This window comes from Streptococcus oralis, from assembly GCF_003943825.1.
Taxonomy (GTDB): Bacteria; Bacillota; Bacilli; order Lactobacillales; family Streptococcaceae; genus Streptococcus; species Streptococcus oralis_CD.
In genome coordinates, this window is sequence record NZ_RJNJ01000005.1 from 41,620 (window position 1) to 60,127 (window position 18,508).

Annotated in this window: 11 protein-coding genes; all 11 read right to left on the minus strand. The window is 40.9% G+C overall.

From position 1 onward, the window contains the following. Positions 1 to 2 precede the first annotated feature (2 nt). Positions 3 to 1,394, minus strand: a complete 1,392-nt coding sequence (gene pgdA, locus D8863_RS05485; protein ID WP_125441326.1) for a peptidoglycan-N-acetylglucosamine deacetylase PgdA — start codon at positions 1,392 to 1,394, stop codon at positions 3 to 5. 103 nt (positions 1,395 to 1,497) lie between these two features. Then, the gene (gene ezrA / locus D8863_RS05490) at positions 1,498 to 3,225 is read right to left on the minus strand and encodes a septation ring formation regulator EzrA (RefSeq protein ID WP_125441327.1); all 1,728 of its coding nucleotides are present in this window, start codon (positions 3,223 to 3,225) and stop codon (positions 1,498 to 1,500) included. Between the two features lie 80 nt (positions 3,226 to 3,305). Then, positions 3,306 to 5,252, minus strand: coding sequence for a DNA topoisomerase (ATP-hydrolyzing) subunit B (gene gyrB, locus D8863_RS05495; protein WP_125441328.1), 1,947 nt, complete (start codon positions 5,250 to 5,252; stop codon positions 3,306 to 3,308). 13 nt (positions 5,253 to 5,265) lie between these two features. Continuing rightward, positions 5,266 to 5,829 (minus strand): HAD-IA family hydrolase, encoded by a 564-nt coding sequence (locus tag D8863_RS05500; protein WP_312023391.1) that lies wholly within the window; start codon positions 5,827 to 5,829, stop codon positions 5,266 to 5,268. A 460-nt stretch (positions 5,830 to 6,289) separates the two neighbouring features. Continuing rightward, positions 6,290 to 11,017: a glycoside hydrolase family 70 protein gene (locus D8863_RS05505; protein ID WP_125441330.1), complete on the minus strand. Its 4,728-nt coding sequence runs from the start codon at positions 11,015 to 11,017 to the stop codon at positions 6,290 to 6,292. Between the two features lie 86 nt (positions 11,018 to 11,103). Next, positions 11,104 to 11,967: a helix-turn-helix domain-containing protein gene (locus D8863_RS05510; RefSeq protein WP_044021065.1), complete on the minus strand. Its 864-nt coding sequence runs from the start codon at positions 11,965 to 11,967 to the stop codon at positions 11,104 to 11,106. A gap of 373 nt (positions 11,968 to 12,340) precedes the next feature. Continuing rightward, entirely contained in the window at positions 12,341 to 12,895 is a 555-nt protein-coding gene (locus D8863_RS05515; protein WP_125441331.1) for a DJ-1 family glyoxalase III, read from the minus strand. A gap of 10 nt (positions 12,896 to 12,905) precedes the next feature. Then, on the minus strand, positions 12,906 to 14,129 hold the full coding sequence (locus D8863_RS05520) for an FtsW/RodA/SpoVE family cell cycle protein (RefSeq protein ID WP_125441332.1): 1,224 nt from the start codon (positions 14,127 to 14,129) through the stop codon (positions 12,906 to 12,908). Positions 14,130 to 14,134: 5 nt separating this feature from the next. Next, on the minus strand, positions 14,135 to 16,624 hold the full coding sequence (locus tag D8863_RS05525; RefSeq protein WP_438827525.1) for a bifunctional DnaQ family exonuclease/ATP-dependent helicase: 2,490 nt from the start codon (positions 16,622 to 16,624) through the stop codon (positions 14,135 to 14,137). 199 nt (positions 16,625 to 16,823) lie between these two features. Next, positions 16,824 to 17,675 carry an NAD(P)H-hydrate dehydratase gene (locus tag D8863_RS05530; RefSeq protein ID WP_125441334.1) on the minus strand — a complete coding sequence of 284 codons (852 nt, stop codon included), beginning with the start codon at positions 17,673 to 17,675 and terminating at the stop codon, positions 16,824 to 16,826. A 56-nt stretch (positions 17,676 to 17,731) separates the two neighbouring features. Beyond that, complete coding sequence (locus D8863_RS05535; protein WP_125441335.1) at positions 17,732 to 18,505, minus strand: HAD hydrolase family protein; 774 nt, start codon at positions 18,503 to 18,505, stop codon at positions 17,732 to 17,734. Between the last annotated feature and the right edge of the window lie 3 nt (positions 18,506 to 18,508).

Below are 18,508 nucleotides of genomic sequence, written 5' to 3' on the forward strand. Positions count from 1 at the left end.
AATTATTGATCACGATCGTAATAGATCTCGTGAGCTTTTAAGCGAGAATTGAGTAATTCAGGAACGGTCACAAATGTATACCCTTCACCCTTTAAATACTCAATAACACTTGGTAGAGAATTAACAGAAGGACCATGAATATCATGCATGAGGATGATGGAACCATTGCGAACCTGACGTTGAATCTCTGTCAAAATGGCTGTCTCGTTTTTACTCTTCCAGTCCAAACTATCCACGTCCCACATGATGAAGCTTAAATCAAGGCCGTTTCGAATATCATCAGTGATGGCACCATAAGGTGGGCGCATCAGTTTAGAGCTTGATCCTAAAACTTGAGTTAACAAATCTTCTGTATCAGTGATTTGCTTTTTAGCATCTTCGAGCGAAAGTTGTGAAAGAACGGGATGACTCCAGCTGTGGTTTCCTACAACATGACCTTCTGATTTCATTCGTTTTAGAAGATTTTCATTACCTGCAATGTTTTTACCAAGTACAAAGAAGGTTGCTTTTACACCATATTTAGCTAAAGTATCCAAAGCCTGCGTGGTTGTAGTTGGATTTGGGCCATCGTCAAAGGTCAAGGCTACAACTTTTTTATTTTTCTTAGCAAAGTATGTTTGGTAAAGTTCAGCATCCTTTTCTAATAGATAAGAGGACTCAATGACATCAAAGAAACTAGATATTGGCAAAGCAATTTCCTCAACAGTCTCTCCAGCATTAGCAGGATAAAGGATGATTTGACTATCCTTATAATCAAAGCTCCAAGATGTCAATTCTTGGTCTGTGAAGCTCTTTATAACTTGATCAATTTTTGCCTGGTCAAGTTTCTTATCTTCTAGAGTTGATTTGATTTGACTCAGTAAGAGTTCCTTAGCCTTACTTGCATCTTTGAAGAGTTTACTGAGGTCAAAAGCTTTCCCATCTTCGGTCAAGAAAATTTTCCCTAAAGAAGTCTTTTCTTTTTCTTCAACCTTTGATGCAGACAAATCGTAGACTTGCTTGCTGACATTACGAGCAACAACTCCCTTTAAGACGGGATCCAATTGCTCACTATAATAAAAGACCAAGTCCTCTTTATCTTCCAGCTTTTCTTTAATATCCTGGTTGATTTTTTCTCTAACAGACGCAATGACTTCCTCTCCTTGCAGAGGGTAGTAGGCAATCACCTCAGCTTGACCTTTTCGGAAATGGTCCTTCTGACTACCAGAGTTGAATTGCTGGTCCTTTTCGCTCTTCAGCGCTTCAATTTTTTGTTCGTAAGATTGCTTTTGTAGTAGCTTATAACCAATAGCACTCCCTAATAGAATCGTAGCAATTCCTAAGATTCCAACAAGGGAAAGCAATATCCTTCTCGTTTTATCGTGAGAAACACGTTTCGCTCTATTTTTTTTCATATTTCCATCATATCAAATCGAGGCTATTATTTCAATGATAAACAGGGATTCTGTCTTTTTTTAGGAAAATAAAAAAGCTTAGAAATCTTCTAAGCTTCTATTTTTAAAAACGAATCGCTTCACGTGTTTTCTCATATGAAGTGACAAAACGGTTTGTAACCCCCGGTTCAGCAACTTCCAAGGCTTGTGAAATTTTTTCAAATGATGCCTGGTAGTCAAACTCTTTTTCAAAAATTTCAAGCGCTTCGTTGAATGCTTCTTGGATACGTTCATCGAATGAACGGTAACGGTTTGAGTATTGCAAGAGTTGCTCCGTCAAGGTTGCATATTGAACGATATCATAGGTTTCTGTTTCAAGTGCTTCCATATCATTTGTTGCAATTTCAAGAATTCGTTTAACCGATTCAATATTCACTTGTGGTTGTTCTAACTCTGCCATCAGATCTTCTGTGTTATGACTTGCAGTAAAGAAAAGTTTCAAGAAACTTTGAGGAATACCTGGCAAGTTTCTCTTCTCCATGTAACGTTTGATAGTATGCAAACGGTTCACATAGACATTTGCTTTTTGGCGAGCATTGAGGTCGTCTTTTTCAATTTGCGCAAGTCGTTCGCTAACAGAGATTTGCTCATCCTCTATATCCTTGAGGTTGCTTTGAAGCATTTCCAACTGTTCTTCAAGAGCAGAGTAGGCTTGTGTTGACTCACCTTGATCCTCTGTCACTTCCATGATTGCCGTATCAAGTGCAACCAATTCTGCTTGAAGACGACGAACATGATTTCCATCGCTTTCAGGAAGAAGGTAGGTTTTAGTCAAGCGTTCAAGATCTTGAACAAGCACCTGATTATTTTCTTTCAAGTGGTTGAGATAAGTTGGTAATGTCGAAAGAAGACTTTCAACCACTTTTTGAGCTGCAATTTCACGAGTGAAGATATCATAAAGTGCGTTGATTTCTTCTTGGATGCGATTATTTCCATACTCTGCATTGTCCAATTCCAACTGACGAATATTTTCTTGATTATTTTTCAAAGACTCATGCAAAAGTTGGAAACGGGATTCAATATCTGTTTCTGTAAAGTGGTAGTTGGCATCCAACAGCTTGCGATAGCCTTCTTCCAAATCTGCCAATTGTTCTGGCAGTTCCTTTGTCAAGGTTTCAACAAGAGCTGGAATTCGCTCAACGATGTGTGTCAAAGCGAGAATATGATTTTCAGTTGAATCAAGAATTGCTGCCGCTTCAACTGGGTCACCTGATGAGTTCAAGGTAACGAATTGAGAGAATTCAGATTGAATGTTTTCCAATTGTTTCTCAATCTCAGGAAGGGCCTTACCATATTTCTCCGAATCTTCTGCAACGGTATGTTGAAGGGATTCAAACAAGTCCAAGGCATGAAGGACACGGCCACTATTCTTAGATTCTTGCTTTTCAAGTTCAGAAAGGGCATTGCGAATAGCTGCAATATCTTCTTCAATTAAACCGATTTGGCTCTCAATTTGATCAATCTTGTGAGCAGCTTTGAAAAAACGGAAAGAATTGTTGTAGCTTTCAGCTTCAAAGAGGTGATTTTCAATATCAGCAAATGAGTTCAGAGATAAATCAACCCATTTTTGGTTCCATTCACGGAAGGTCACCTGGCTTTGACCAATCAAGTGCATGTTTTTAACGGCTTCAACCTCATCATTTACAGGAAGGTTGTAGAGTTCTTCTTTTCTTTCTTCAAGGGCCGTTAATCTGCTTACATTACGCTTACGTAAAAAGATGGCTGTTACATAAGCTAAGATCAGAATGACTGCAATCGCAACCATTAGATAAATTAGTTGTCCATTAGACATATCAAACTCCTTTTATACTAGAAACAATCGTAATGATTATATCATATTTTTTAAACCAAGGGAACTATTTCCCACATTTTTTAGACGTCAAGTGTACTGTAAACAGCGTTTTCTTCGATAAATTCGCGACGAGGTTCTACTCGATCCCCCATCAACATATCAAAGATTTTATCTGCTTCGGCAGCATCATCTACCGAAACACGCGCCATCAAGCGATGTTCAGGATCCATGGTTGTTTCCCACAATTGGTGGTCATCCATTTCTCCCAAACCTTTATAACGTTGGATGGTTGGTTTTGAACGCCCTTCACTGTGACGTGCTAAGGCTTCTTGGAGTTTAATTTCTTGATCTGCACCAGGTTGAATGTATTCTTTGATCTCACTTCCAACTTTAACCCCATAAATCGGTGGTTGGGCAATGTAGACATAACCTGCCTCTAAGATTGGTTTCATATAGCGGTAAATCAGAGTCAGTAAGAGGGTTCGAATGTGGGCTCCATCAACATCGGCATCGGTCATCAAAACGAGTTTTTGGTAACGAGCCTTAGTGACATCAAATTCTGCACCAAATCCTGTTCCCATGGCTGTGAAAAGGCTTCGAATTTCTTCGTTAGCAAGAATTTTATCCATGCTAGCTTTTTCAACATTCAAGATTTTACCACGAATTGGCAAGATAGCTTGGAATTCACGGTTACGACCAGATTTAGCTGATCCACCAGCTGAGTCTCCTTCGACAATGAAAAGTTCGGTTTCAGCTGGGTTATTTGAAGAACAGTCTGCTAGTTTTCCAGGAAGGTTAGAAATTTCCAAACCCGATTTCTTGCGAGTGACTTCACGCGCACGCTTGGCAGCTACACGAGCCTTGGCAGCCAAAATCCCTTTTTCCACGATGCGCTTGGCAATCTGTGGATTCTCCATGAGGAAATCGGAGAAGGCATCGCTGAAGAGGCGATTGGTAATCTTGACTACTTCACTATTCCCCAGTTTAGTCTTGGTTTGTCCTTCAAACTGCGGATTTGGATGCTTAACAGAGATAACAGCAGTCAAACCTTCACGAACATCTTCCCCTGTCAGGTTGTCTTCATTGTCTTTTAGCAGTTTATTCTTGCGGGCATAATCGTTGATAACACGCGTCAGTGCTGTACGGAAACCTTGCTCATGCGTACCACCTTCATAGGTGTGAATGTTATTGGCGAAACTCATGACGTTTTCGTGGTAACCGGTTGTGTACTGCATGGCTACTTCAACTGTGATATCTTCCATTTCACCATCTGTATAGATTGGTTTGTCAAAGATAACATCCTTATTTTCGTTGATATACTCAACGTAGCTAGCAATTCCACCTTCATAGTGGTAATGTTTAGTCTGTTCGAGACCTTCACGCTTATCTGTGATGGAGATTCGAAGGCCTCGATTCAAAAAGGCTAGTTCTTGAATACGTTTGTTTAATTTTTCAAAGTCAAAAGTTGTTGTTTCTGTAAAAATCTCTGGATCTGGTGTGAAGTGAACTGTTGTTCCCGTTTTATCCGTATCTCCAACCACCTCAAGATCAGCAACAACATGACCACGACGGTATTCTTGGTAATGAATCTTACCGTTTTTATGAACATGAACATCTAGTTGAGTTGAGAGGGCATTTACTACTGATGAACCTACACCGTGCAATCCACCTGAAACCTTGTATCCGCCACCACCGAATTTTCCTCCAGCGTGAAGAACTGTAAAGACGGTCTCAACAGCGGGACGTCCTGTCTTTTCCTGAATATCAACAGGAATTCCACGCCCATCATCCACAACAGTGATGGAGTTATCTGGCTCTATAAAGACTTGGATGTGGCTGGCAAATCCAGCTAGGGCTTCGTCAATTGAGTTATCAACGATTTCCCATACTAGATGGTGAAGACCTTCTTTTGAAGTCGATCCAATATACATACCTGGACGCATACGAACAGCTTCAAGTCCCTCCAAAACTTGAATTTGACTGGCATCATAATCTTGTGCCTGTTGATTTTTGATTTCTTCTGTCATTTTTTCCCTTTTCTTACATGTCTATTGCTTGTCTCAATGTCGCAACGTTATTAAAAAGATAGGCATCTAAGCCAGCAGCTTTACCTGCTTCTACATCAATATTTCTGTCACCAATGACCAAACCAGATGTAATATGATATTTATCACGTAAATAAATCATGGACTCAGGATCTGGTTTCCGTTTAAAGCCAGAACTGGCAGTCACCACCTCGGTGAAGTAGTTCGCTATCTGGGTCTTAGCAAGAAGTTCTAGCACTTGGTCATTTCGATGAGAAACCAAGAAATGGCGACCACCCTTGTCCGAAATGTCTTTGAGTAATTCTGGAATTCCCTCAAACAAAACTGGATGTTCTAGCTCACGCGCTTCATTTTCTTTGTAGTTCTCTAAAAAATCCTCGATATCTGGTGAAAACTTCTCGATGGCAAAAGCTGTCGAAACCTTCAAAGCTTCGTAAACACGGTCGTGTTCTTGCTCTATTCCATATTGGGCTAAGGTTTCTACAAAGGCTGCAGTAGAAGTCTCATAATTATCCAATAGGGTACCACCTAAATCCCATATATAGTCGTGATATTTCATACCCTTCATTATACCATTTTTTTATGAAAAAGGCGATGATTTCCTAGATTTTTCGGCTCTATAATTTCTATAGATAGTAAAACACTATTGCATCGATGGAGCCTTTTTGTGAAGAATTGCTCCTCTATGAATAATCAAGCAAAATCTTTCCTATCTCAAATGTACAAATAAAAAAATAGAAACTACTAACAACCGCGTCATTATTCGCAAACGAAACGATTTTGGATTTCCAAACTTTAAAAATAGAATCCTCATTGCTTTGAATACCACAATAGAGAGCAGAAAAAGATTATTCCAATATGGAATCTCTTGTTAATTCATTTCAGTTTCCAATGATTCCATCTTTCCTTTCAATTGTAATTTATTCTCCAAACAGGCAAAAAACGATAACATCCTTTTAAGGTGTTATCGTTTTTGTATATCATCAGATAAAGCTTGATTTTTATTGAGCTAAATTCGCTTAGTTTCTTCCGAAGTTTTGACCTCTACCATCGCGGTCAAAATACATCCAACTTCCATCTTCAAGTTGAATCCATTTGCTTCGAGCCATATCCCCTGAATTGGCATCGAAATATCGACTAACCCCATTCACATCAACAACTTTTCCTTTAACTTGCTTGCCATCTTGCGTGAAATAGAGAGTCTGTTGACCAACCTGCTGCAAGCCTGTCACTGCTTTTCCATCTTGATCAAAATAGTACCACTCATTTTGGGAACCTTCGACAAACTTGTTGGTTGCCATCTCTCCTGAGTTAGCATCAAAGTAACGGATACTCTTATCTGAAAGTGTCACGATTTTGCCCTTGACTTGCTTGCCATCTTGGTCGAAGTAAAGTGTTTGTTTGCCAATCTTTTGAAGGCCTGTCACTGCTTTACCAGTTTGGTCAAAGTAATACCATTCGTTCTTGGCACCTTCTGCAAACTTGCCGACTGCCATTTCTCCTGAGTTGGCATCAAAGTAACGGATGGATTTATCAGCCAAAGTTACCACTTTACCCTTGACTTGCTTACCATCTTGGTCAAAGTAAAGTGTTTGTTTGCCAATCTTTTGAAGACCTGTCACTGCTTTTCCAGTTTGGTCAAAGTAATACCATTCGCTCTTGGCACCTTCTGCAAACTTGCCGACTGCCATTTCTCCTGAGTTGGCATCAAAGTAACGGATACTCTTATCTGAAAGTGTCACGATTTTACCCTTGACTTGCTTGCCATCTTGGTCAAAGTAAAGTGTTTGTTGACCAATCTTTTGAAGACCTGTCACAGCAACTCCATCTGCTCCGAAATAGTACCAATCACTTGGGTTATCACCCTGAGCAAAACGATTAATAACAGCATTCCCTGAATCCTTGTCAAAGTAACGAAGTTTGCCATCCTTAGCACTCACAATCTTGCCCTTAACCTGATAGCCGTTTTCATCAAAGAATTGCTGTCCATCTCCTATCTTGACAAGACCTCGAGCCATAACGCCCTTGGCATCAAAGTAACGCCAGTTTTGACCATCAGTAGTGTAGTAACGGTTAAGAACTTGGGCACCAGTTTGATCATAGTAGTACTGATTACCATTTTCATCTTCACGGATAGAATCACGAAGTTGAATACCATTCTTCAAGAAATAAACGTGCTTGCCATCAATTTCATGAGCACCTGTTACAAGATAACCTCGTTTATCGAAGTAATACCAATTTCCATTTTCATCTTGGATAAAGGAATTTTTAGCTTGATAACCACTAGTTGAATAGAACTTAGTACCATTGGCATCACTAACAAATCCTGTGTAAGCATTCTTATTAACTAATTGCTTAGGCAATACTATCTCGCCATTTTTGTTAGTGAGATAGTCGTTGCTAGCCCAGTCTTTAAGAACATAGTAAGCACCACGACCTAAGATATTGGTACCATTGAAGTACTTAGCCGACCACTTGGTAATCTTCTCATCTGTTGTCATCTTTTGACCATTGGAAATCTGTACTCGTTCAAAGATCTCTGGATATTTAGCTTTAAGCTCATCCAAGTAAGCTCCACCGTATTTACCTTGGAAATCAGTCCCATTGGTCTTACTATTAGCTACATAGAGTTTTTCCTTGATTTCTGAACCTTCACGGTAGGTTCCATAGTTATTGACACGTGTTGCTGTTACCACTTCCTTGCCTGGTAGGTTATAGATTTGGTCTGGTACCCAGTCCGCGATGGCTTGGATATTGACACTGTGAAGAGCACGGAGAGCATTGAGCAAATCTTTTAAAGAACCATATTTATTGTTCTTGCTCATGGCCATATCGTAGCGGTCTTCAAAGGCATAACCATTCTGAATGATAGAATCTAAGAAAGTACCGTCTTGGCTAGATACATACTGAGGTGGTAGCTCAAATGAAGTTACTCCCCATTCCTTGAAGAGGTTGACATTTTTAGCAATGACTTTATTGGTATATTGGTCATCGCGGGTTGCAAAGTCTTGGAAGTTAGAGAAGCCTTCGTAAATCAACTGAGAATCAAGAGCTGCGCTAGATTCATAAACTTGACCACTAGCGTTTTTCTTCTTGCTTGCTGTTGTACGAGCATCCTGATCTGCCTTAGCGCCAACTGGTACCCAAACAGCCAGATATCCAGAAACCTGTACATTGCTGTAGCCTGCAATATCATTCATATCAAAGGTCAAAATACCATTAGCATCTGTCTTCTTCCAGAGCGATTGCGGCACTTCTTCGTCAGTTAGATAGCGGGAAATACCATCTTTGGTCGTCAAAAGCACAGGGCGATAGTATTGATTCTTGTGGGCTGCTCCCATATTGACTTGCAGTTTATCCCATACATTTAACTTGAGGTTAGGGTTGTTTGAAGCAATCACAGCCATCCCTTGAGTACGAGTTTCTGCTGTTCCTTCATCTGTTGCTTCATTGGCACCAGTACCGTAGCGGACAGAAGTCAAAATACCATTGTAAGACCATTTATCAGCCTCACGAGGTACACCCATATAAGTGACCTTCATGTCTTGTCCACCTGCTACATACTTAATACGAGCACGCAACAAGGCATCAATAGCATCGTGGTAAGGAGATTTTTTCTCCATGTATTGACCATCATCGGTATAGAGGTCACCATAGTAGATCCGAGTGATAGAGTCTTTATTGGAGAGCATGAGGGCATGAGCAGTTGGAATGTTGAACTGCGTATACTTCTTGTCTGCCTTGCGCATATCTTCGTTGTAGATCTTGAAGGCTTGATTGAGTTCATCCATAGTAAAGGTCAAACCATCCGTGTTTGGATTGATATTTTCCCGGATGATGTCAGCAATAACGGTTTGTACTTCACTGTCATGAGCCCGAACAAAGATATAGTTAGCCATCCGTTCGCCATTTTTCTTTTCAGAAGAACGGTCATTTAGACTATTTGTAATCGTAGGCTCTACTCCGCTACGGATAGATAGATTACGCATGAATGAATAAAGCAAGGACAAGCGTAGCTTGTTGTCAATTGCTAGTTGAGCGCCTTTAGTATCTTTGTTGTAGTCAGGATCGTTATCAGACCAAGCTTCCAAGATAGACAAATGCTTGATGGCTTCTTCTTCACTTTCTCCCACCTTGTAGCGAGACTTGAAGTAGTCAGATGCGATTTGGAGCAAGTCTGCGTTGACATTGTCCACCGCATCGACACGAACTCCATCAAAATTAGCAGTCGGATCATTGGCTACGATGCTTCCAAAGTTCATCATAAAATGCAACCAGTTGAGTTGTTCGGCCTGAACAGCTGGATTAGAGTTGTCAAAGTCGTTAGCGAGCAAGAACTCATAACCACCGTTTGACTTGTCAATGAAGTACTTAGGTTTACCTGTTTGACTAGTAGGGGTACGGTTAAGCAGACGGAACTTAGAGTCAGCATGAGAGCTCTTCTCATTATTAGTATAAAGCAAAGCTCCACCCTGCAAGTGGTCCTTTTTAGTACCAGTTGTTTCAGACTCTGACTTGATATTCCAGTTTGGCTGGGTTTTGACAAAGGCACCCATCAGCGTTCTCAACCATTTGGTATCGCCTTCTTTACCAATTTTTTCCTCAATTTTGCGCTGAACCTGCTGAGAAGCACCTGTCAGGAGAGCTTGTTCCACTTTGTTTTCAAAAGCACCTGCTCCCAGACCTTGCTGGTTCATATAGTTGAGGTAATTAATCTGAGTACGTTTATCAGGCCACCAAGCCATCAAAAGAGGACGTAAGTCTGTTTCTGTCGATGCCGTCCATGTTTTTCCATCTTTTAAGATGAACTTTGGACGATACCAGCTATCTGCTGTCAAATAACCGTCTACAGTTTCAATATCCTTGTCAGTCGTACCATAGAAAGCATTCTTTTGGGAGAATTCATTATTGAGACTGCTGGTTCCTTGTTGGAACTGATATTCATTTGAATCAACTAAGGCACCCGTTTCTGCATCAAAATAAAGTATTCTACCATTAAGTTCAACTGCAAAGTTCTTTTTAACTGTACCATCGTCCTGAACATAGTAATTTTTACCATCAATGGTCTTAATATGAGATAGGACATCATCATCATGGTCAGCATTTACAGGTGCAGGTTGAGCCTGATCTGCCACCATTCTTTCAGCTACTGCTCCTTGTTTTTGAGCAGGTTCGGGCAAGCGATCTTTCTTTGCAACCTTTGGATTTGCAACAATCTTGTCTTCAACAGCCGATTTTTCTCGTTTGTCGCCTTCTTGGTCTTGGGCAGTTGTTGGCCCTGCTTGTTTATTCTGCTCTGCTACTTCTGTTTTAGGAGTTTCTGTGATTGCATTAGCAGCTTTAACTTCTTCTGCAACAGCAGCCTTTTCTGTAGATGCTTCTTTCGTATCTGCTGGTTTAGCAGGCTCTTGAGCATTGGTTTGAACTGTTGCTTCTGTATTTTCTGCTGGTTTAGCAGACTTATCACTAGCAGCAGCATCGCCTGTCACCTTGTCTGCAGGGGTTGCTTTTTCTGCTTCTTGCTCAGATGCTACGTTTGCTTGGGCTGGAGTTTGCTGACCCGGACCACTAGTCTGAGCTGTAGCAGGTTCTTGAACTACAACCTGCTTTACATCATCCGCATGGACAACGCCTGGTTCTAGACCAAGTACCTTTGGTGCTACAATAAGGGCCAAGGTAGTCAAAGCAATGGCTACCCAATTTTTCTTAACTTTATGCATCTTATAATGAATCTTTTTCTCCATCATAAAGCCTCCTTCTGAATTTAGTATAAAGTTATGCCCTTATTCTAGTATATTTTTCAAAATGATCATTTTTTGTTGCACATCTACAACTATGAAAGGCAAATTCTTTCAAACTGTTCTTTAAGCTTTTGGGCAACACCAAAGGAATCTAAAAATTCAAAAAAAGATAGGCATTGCTCGATGTCACTGAGAGCATTAGTATTCCCGACCTTGTAGGCATACAGAGCCCTATGATACTTAATCAGCGTTCGATCATATAGATCTGTTTCAGGGATTTTAGAGTGGTCTAGATAATTGAGAAACCTCATAGCAACTAGCAGATGGTTTCCTTCTATACAGACGCTAATGACATTAAGTAGCATCTTGATAATACGGCGACGATTTTCAGGTAGGTTGTTATAAAACTGGGTACGATTGATCATCTCACTAGCAAAGGTTTCCAGCGTTTCCAAGGTCATCAAATCAACACTGTTTGTAAAAAGCCAGAGTTCATAACGCCCCCACTCCTCAACAGAAAAGAGATGATCCGTCAGGAATTCTATATCCTTCTTGCTAATCTGAAAATCTGAGCAACAGGAGGACAAGAGGGCCCTGACAATGATCGTATTGAGTTTATAGTTTTTTTTCTCAGGAAACTGTTCGGTCAAAGCTTCTGAGCTAGACAAAATATTTTGGAGCTTGACAACATTGTTTTCCTGATATGCATCAGCTACTTTTTTTGAGAACAGCACATCATCTGAATCAATGTAATTATGGTAAACATACTGAAACTCCTCTAGGGAAACAGCCATATTTTTTAAACAACAATAAAAAGAATCAAGTGTGATCCCATTGACTCCCCGTTCAAAACGGGATAGCTGAGCCACGGAAATATCACCAGCAGCCACCTCTTTCAGGGACATTTTTTTTGATTCTCTAATGACTTTGAATATTTTTCCGAAAGTTTCCAACATATCACTCCCCCAGTTTCGTATATGCAAAAAATTCTTACTAATTTTAATATACTAGTAACACGTTTCAATTATATTACAGAGAAAGTACTTTATATTTCAAATTAATACAAGCAGATTAATTCGCATGATAAGATCGTTTAATATAGCATTTATTGAATATTCTATCTTTTTCATGAAACTATTGATTTCAGTAACAATCTGAAGTATTCTATCTAACAACTTGAAAACACTAACATTTCTAGAGATTGATTTCCTTCTTATGCTAGACAAAGCTTGATTGATTTATAAAAGTTTGATATAAAATCGCAAGACAATCATATGAAACATTTTTTAGAAATGGAGTAAATAAAAAAACGAGAGCCGAACTCTCGTCTTACTGTTGATTTCCAAAGACATCTCGATAGAGCATGCCGTCTCGTAAACTTTCGGCATCTCCTCCCAATTGCTCTACCAACTCATAGGCAAAGGCAAGGGCAGTTGACGGTCCTCGGCTAGTTGTTAGATTGCCATCAACAACCACTGTTTGCTTTTGATAAATTCCGTCAGTAATTTGCTCCTGAACTCTGTCATAACAAGTAAAGTGCTTGTCTTTCAGGATACCTGCTTGATGAAGAGCAATTGGGGCTGCACAGATGGCAGCAATTTTCTTTCCTGCTTGATCAAAGGTTTTAATCTGTGAAATGAGGGATTGATTATCTCGTAGGTGAGCTGAGCCTGGCATACCTCCTGGAAGAACTACCAAGTCATAGTCGGACAAATCGCCATCAAAGATACGGTCAGCTTTTACCTGAATGCCATGTGACCCTGTCACCTGCTCTTCAAATCCTACCATATCACAAGAAATGTTTGCTCGACGCAAGACATCGACTACTGTCAAGGCTTCAATTTCTTCAAACCCCTGGGCTAAAATAACTGCTACTTTTGCCATAGTGGCCTCCTTATTTGATTTGTTTTAGGACGACTTTCTTTCGTTTGAATGGAACTTTTCCACTTTTCTCTTCTGCTAGATTGGTCTGGTAACTCATAGACAAGAGGAGACCGACACCGATGAGGTTACTAATAATTGCGGATCCCCCTTGAGAAATGAAAGGCAGAGGAATCCCTGTCAAAGGAAGTAAGCCTGTCACGGCACCGATATTTTCAAAGATATGGAAGAGCAACATCATGATAAAACCAGTCGAGATATAGGTGTAGAACTGGTTGTTTGACTTAAGTGTAATCTTCAACATCCGATAAATAAGAAGCAAGTACAGGGCAACCAAAAAGACTGAACCAATAAAGCCAAAATCTTCAGCAATCACCGTAAAAATCATATCACTCTCACGTACTGGAATGAGGAGATTGGACACATTGAAACCTTGTCCAAACAAGCCACCACTTCCAATCGCAATTTGTCCCTGCGCCTGTTGGTATGTCGTTGTTTGCGCAAAGTCAAAGGGATTGAGCCAAGCCAAGATACGGTTAATCTGGTAAGTTGGCATCCCAATCTGATGCAAGAAGGCACGCCCATCCTTGCTTATAAAGATGGCCATAAATCCTACAACTGCAGTCACTCCTGTCGCAAAAACCGGAATGATGATCTTCCACGAAACACCTGAAAGGAGGACCATACCGGAAAAAATAGCTACAAAGACCAAGGCCGTCCCCAAGTCACTTTGTAGGGCTAAGAGGATCAAGACTGGTATGGTAAAGGCGATCATCCAACCAATCAATAAGAAATCCAAGGGAATAGTCCGTCGCCATTCCTTGTGTTTTTGAGTGAATCTTACAATGGCTCGAGCCAACATCAAGATATAGGAAATCTTCATGAATTCCGATGGCTGGAAAAGTGTCGTTCCACCAATCGATACCCAGTTCTTGGCACCTGTTGACGCTACAAGATTTGGATTGTAGAAAACAAGAGGTAGGACCATCAAAGCTAGCCCTAGACCATAAAGATAGGGAGTCACCTTCCATAAAAACTCGGTATTAAAGAACATGACCACAAATCCAATGACAAGCCCCAAGGCAATCCAAGCGATTTGCTGACCTAGAATTGGTAATACATTATTTGGATAGTCATGACTAACTGCTATATAAATGGCCACTACTCCAATCACCAGTAAACAAAACACTGGTAGGAGGAGGCTATAATCGACTCGAGAGTCGAAGGAACGTTTCATATTTTTTACCTTTTCTCTTTCTTGGATTTTTCTTTCATTCTATTGCGACGAGATTGGAGAAAATCAGCTACAGCAGGCTCTAGCTGTTCTCTAGAAAGAACCTGAACAGCCCTTTCTTTTGACAAGGCTTGGGCGATTTGTTTGCCGTAACGCTTGCTAACTACACGACTGTCTAAAATCACAGCAACCGAAACTTGGTCGGATCGTCTAACAGTACGGCCCAGGGCTTGTTTTAGCCGAATGATCGCCATCGGCAACTGATAATCATAGAAAGGATTCTTCCCTTCTTGACGCAGTTCTTGGTTTAATTTTTTAGTTAACGGTTCTTGGGGATTTTGGAAAGGCAATCTCGGAATCACTTGAATCACGCAAGGATGGGTTGAAAAATCAACCCCTTCCCAGAAACTACCTGTTCCGAGCAAGATCTTGCGTTCGCCTTTTTCAAAACGTTTTTTCAGTTGGCTTGGTTCCCCATTTTTATACTGAGCTAGATGCGCTTGGTCGAGCAGGTCCGAAACTGCCAGCAACATTTCTTTTGAGGTAAACAAGACCAATAAGGGTTCTTGAAAGGCTTGTAAGCTTCGAATGACAGAAGCCACTTCACTAGCATAATCAAAAGGCGAAACTTCTGTAACGAGAGGAAAGTCATCAATTAGATAGACTTCTTGTTGCTCCTGCTTTGCTACATCAAGCCTAACAAGTGGAGCATCTGGGAATCCCAGTAAATCTGCTAAGGAAACCCGATTGCTAATTTCAAGAGTGGCCGATACTCCTAGAAGTCTACAATCTTCTGGCAATAAGTCTGCTAGTATAAAGCGGCCTTTTTTACTTGAACAAATCAAGACATCCTTGCTCGATTTCTCTGCTGTAGCAAGCCAAAATTCACGGTCCGAGGTGAAAAAGTTTGCAATCTCTCTATACTCTGGGAGAGCTAACTCCGAAAAATGCTGGCGCAACTCTTCAAGAGAATCCAACCACTTTCCATTCTTAAGACCTGATTGATAGTGCTCCATCAAGTATCGACATTCAAAACCGATACTCTCAAGCAAGCGTTTCTGAACCAAATCCTCCACTGACTCTAAGGACTTTTCAATTTGAGTTACAAGTTCCTCAAGGCGGTAAGCCTGCTGGGCTAGATTTTCAAGGGCTAGCAGCATTTTTTGAGCTTCATCCAAGATCACCAAACGGTTGTCGACAAACTCTGGATTGTCTTCCAAACGAGTGACCAGATAGGCATGATTGGTCAAGAGAATACGACTGGTCTTGGCCTTTTCCTGCCCTCGTTTCCAAAAATCCTCTGTGGCAAATAAACTTTTCTTTGAAAGCTTGCCATCGTGGACTAGTTCTGGCAGAAAATGCTGATAGCGATAAAGTTGCCCGATTTCGTCCAAGTCACCAGTCTCTGTCTCCGTTAGCCAGATGAGCAGTTGCATTTTAAATCGTGTGAAAAGACGATTGGACTCCGGCCGATGGAGTACTTGGTGAAAAGCATCCAATTTCAAGTAATTTTGAGGCCCCTTGAGACTATGAATCTCCATATGGAAGACCTCTTTTAAGCGCTGACCTTCTTCTTGCATGATTTGATTTTGAAGAATTTTGGTCGGAACGCTCACTAGGATACCTGTTTGACTCTCCAAGTTCAAAGCAGGAAGGAGATAACCATAAGTCTTGCCCAGTCCCGTTTGAGCTTGGATAAAGGAAGTCTGGTCTTCTTCCAATAATTGCTCAACCTTCTCCGCAAATTCCAACTGTTGCGGTCGCTCCTCCAGCCCCAATAAAGAAATGTTTTTAGCAAAGTCTTTGGATAACTTTCGTGGGACTAAGGCTTTGCTTTCCTTTCTGAGGAAAAGCCCATGAAGCTCCATCAAGTCTGGCGAAGATAAGAGAGATTGTTGCTGATAGACCTCCTCAATCACCAGATAACTTTCATAGAGAAGGTTGTCTGCAAGATTTAACAAGCTTTCTAAGAGCCCTTTTGGTAACTCAAATAGTTTTTGACGCATGTAAAGCAAGAGTTCAGCTGTTGCTTGAGCATCTGACAGGGCAGTATGGGCATGTTCCAGCTCAATGCCCAACTCTTGACAAAGGATACCTAGATTGTATTTTTCAAACTGAGGATACAGAACTTGGGCTAGCTCAACTGTATCCACCCGAGGTGTACGCAATTCATATCCTTCAAAAAAGAGAAATTCCGCAAGAAGGTTGGCATCAAACTGTACATTGTGCGCAACAAAAATACCGTCCTTAACCAATTCAAAAATTTTGCCAGCCACCTGAGAAAATTCTGGTGCCGCAGCCAAACGCTGATCGGTCAGACCCGTTAATTCTTTGATATGAGAATCCAAGGGTTCGTGAGGATTGACATCAGTCGCATACTGATTGATGATTTCACCATTCTCAATCACCACAATGCCTACTTGAATAATTTTTGCCTTGCTTCCGGTGCTGGTCGCCTCTAAATCAACGACAACATACCGATTATTTCTCGCATTCATCATTAAAAATTATATCAAAAAAAGCATGATTTGACACCCCTCAACTTTGATAACAATCTCAATTCACATGTGAGTTTCATTAAAAATCAAGACCTTAAAAGTGAGAATTTCTCGCAAGTTCAGCAGTTGCTTGCCAGTTCTGAGGTATTTGAAAATCTTATCAGCTTAGTGACATCAATATAAAAAGACAACCAAGGAATTAGTTGCCTTTTTGGGATATTTTTTTCATTGTTTTCGGAAGTGTCTTGCTAATTTCTGTTGGCAAGACAAGGTAGTTTTCTTGAGCAAGTTCTTGGGCAATTGCTGAGTGCAGATGAGTCGCTACTACTACGCGTTCATAGAGATTGACATGTGGAAACTGACCTGCAAAACCTGCAATCATCCCAGCCAAAGTATCTCCCATTCCACCAGTTGCTTGATAGGGACCGCCAACCTCCAGTTGATAGTATTCAGGTTTTCCTGCTTGCCAGATACGAGTCGCTGGACCTTTCTCAACTAGAATCGTTCCTTGAGGAAAAGCTGAAAGAGCTCTAGCAGTCGTCTCTGTATTTTGATAGTCAAGAACTATACCAGATAATCTTTCCCATTCCTTTTGGTGGGGAGTTAGGATGAGCTGACTGGATGGGAATGTCAAATGAGCTTTTGCTAAGATGCCCAAAGCACCGCCGTCTGCAATCAAAATCTGGTCTTTTCTAAGGCTGTCAAAGACCTGTTTTACGAGTTCTTCTCCAAATGCATCCTCTCGCAAACCCGGACCTAGCAAGACAACTTCTGCCTTTTCCAACTGCTCTTTTAACAATTGCTGGTCTTGAAGAGAAAATGCCATGGCCTCCGGCAAATGACTGTGTAGAGCAAGGATATTTTCCCTATCTGTTCCAACAGTCACCAACCCTGCCCCACTTTTGACAGCTGCAATGGCTGACATGATGATAGCTCCCCCATATGGATAAGTTCCTCCTAGCAAGAGCAGGCGACCGTAATCTCCCTTATGGCTGTTACGAGAACGTTCAATAATGACTTTTTCTAATAAAGCTTGATCAATCACTTTCATCGTTTTTCCCTCTCACTCCATTATACTACAAAAGGAGGCTCGAACCTCCTTCTACACTATTTTCCCTTAAATTCCGCAAAAGTCTGTAAGATTTTAGCTGCCACTGATGGAGAAGGTTCTCCTTTTAGCTCTAACGTGTCATCTGCATATGGAGTAAGGCCAGCAAAATCTCCTATCTGGACAGAATAGAGAGACGTTTTAAATAGTTCAATATCGTTTTGGTCATTTCCAAAAGCGATGAAGTTCTCCCCGCATAACTTTTCAACAGTTGTCGCCTTATGAGTATCCAAGGGATTAACATAAAGGCACTTTTCATGCGCATGATAGGACAGATGAGCCAGCCCCAGTCTTTCTAGCTGACCAAGCAGATCATCAAGCAACTCCTCATGATCACCCATATAAACGACTACCTTAATCGGAGTACCCAAGTCCTCAAGTTTCTGATGACGAGCTACCTTTAGGGGATCCACACTGGAAATAAATGGAATCTTCTCTACAATCTGTCCACTATAGTCAAAGCAATCATCTACAAAGAAAGGGAGATTATAAGTCTGGCAGTAATCCACTAGCGCCTGATAAACTCTAGTATCGAGATTCCTTTCGAAGATAGCCTTCCCCAAATGATAGGCTACGCCACCATTCAAACCTATGACTAAGCGCTGACTGAGTTCAGAACCTAATAAGCCCAAACAATCCCGATAAGAGCGAGCTGAAGCAAACACAATCTCGTGCCCATAATCTTCAGCCTTTAAAAGAACCTGCTTAATCTCCTCATCAATGGTCATATAGTCAAAAGACAGCGTCCCATCCAGATCAAATACGAATTTCATCTT

Bases quoted from the DNA above. Each gene is read 5' to 3' on its own strand.
- pgdA (WP_125441326.1), bottom strand. From the start codon at position 1,394: ATGAAAAAAAATAGAGCGAAACGTGTTTCTCACGATAAAACGAGAAGG.
- ezrA (WP_125441327.1), bottom strand. From the start codon at position 3,225: ATGTCTAATGGACAACTAATTTATCTAATGGTTGCGATTGCAGTCATT.
- gyrB (WP_125441328.1), bottom strand. From the start codon at position 5,252: ATGACAGAAGAAATCAAAAATCAACAGGCACAAGATTATGATGCCAGT.
- D8863_RS05500 (WP_312023391.1), bottom strand. From the start codon at position 5,829: ATGAAATATCACGACTATATATGGGATTTAGGTGGTACCCTATTGGAT.
- D8863_RS05505 (WP_125441330.1), bottom strand. From the start codon at position 11,017: ATGATGGAGAAAAAGATTCATTATAAGATGCATAAAGTTAAGAAAAAT.
- D8863_RS05510 (WP_044021065.1), bottom strand. From the start codon at position 11,967: ATGTTGGAAACTTTCGGAAAAATATTCAAAGTCATTAGAGAATCAAAA.
- D8863_RS05515 (WP_125441331.1), bottom strand. From the start codon at position 12,895: ATGGCAAAAGTAGCAGTTATTTTAGCCCAGGGGTTTGAAGAAATTGAA.
- D8863_RS05520 (WP_125441332.1), bottom strand. From the start codon at position 14,129: ATGAAACGTTCCTTCGACTCTCGAGTCGATTATAGCCTCCTCCTACCA.
- D8863_RS05525 (WP_438827525.1), bottom strand. From the start codon at position 16,624: ATGAATGCGAGAAATAATCGGTATGTTGTCGTTGATTTAGAGGCGACC.
- D8863_RS05530 (WP_125441334.1), bottom strand. From the start codon at position 17,675: ATGAAAGTGATTGATCAAGCTTTATTAGAAAAAGTCATTATTGAACGT.
- D8863_RS05535 (WP_125441335.1), bottom strand. From the start codon at position 18,505: ATGAAATTCGTATTTGATCTGGATGGGACGCTGTCTTTTGACTATATG.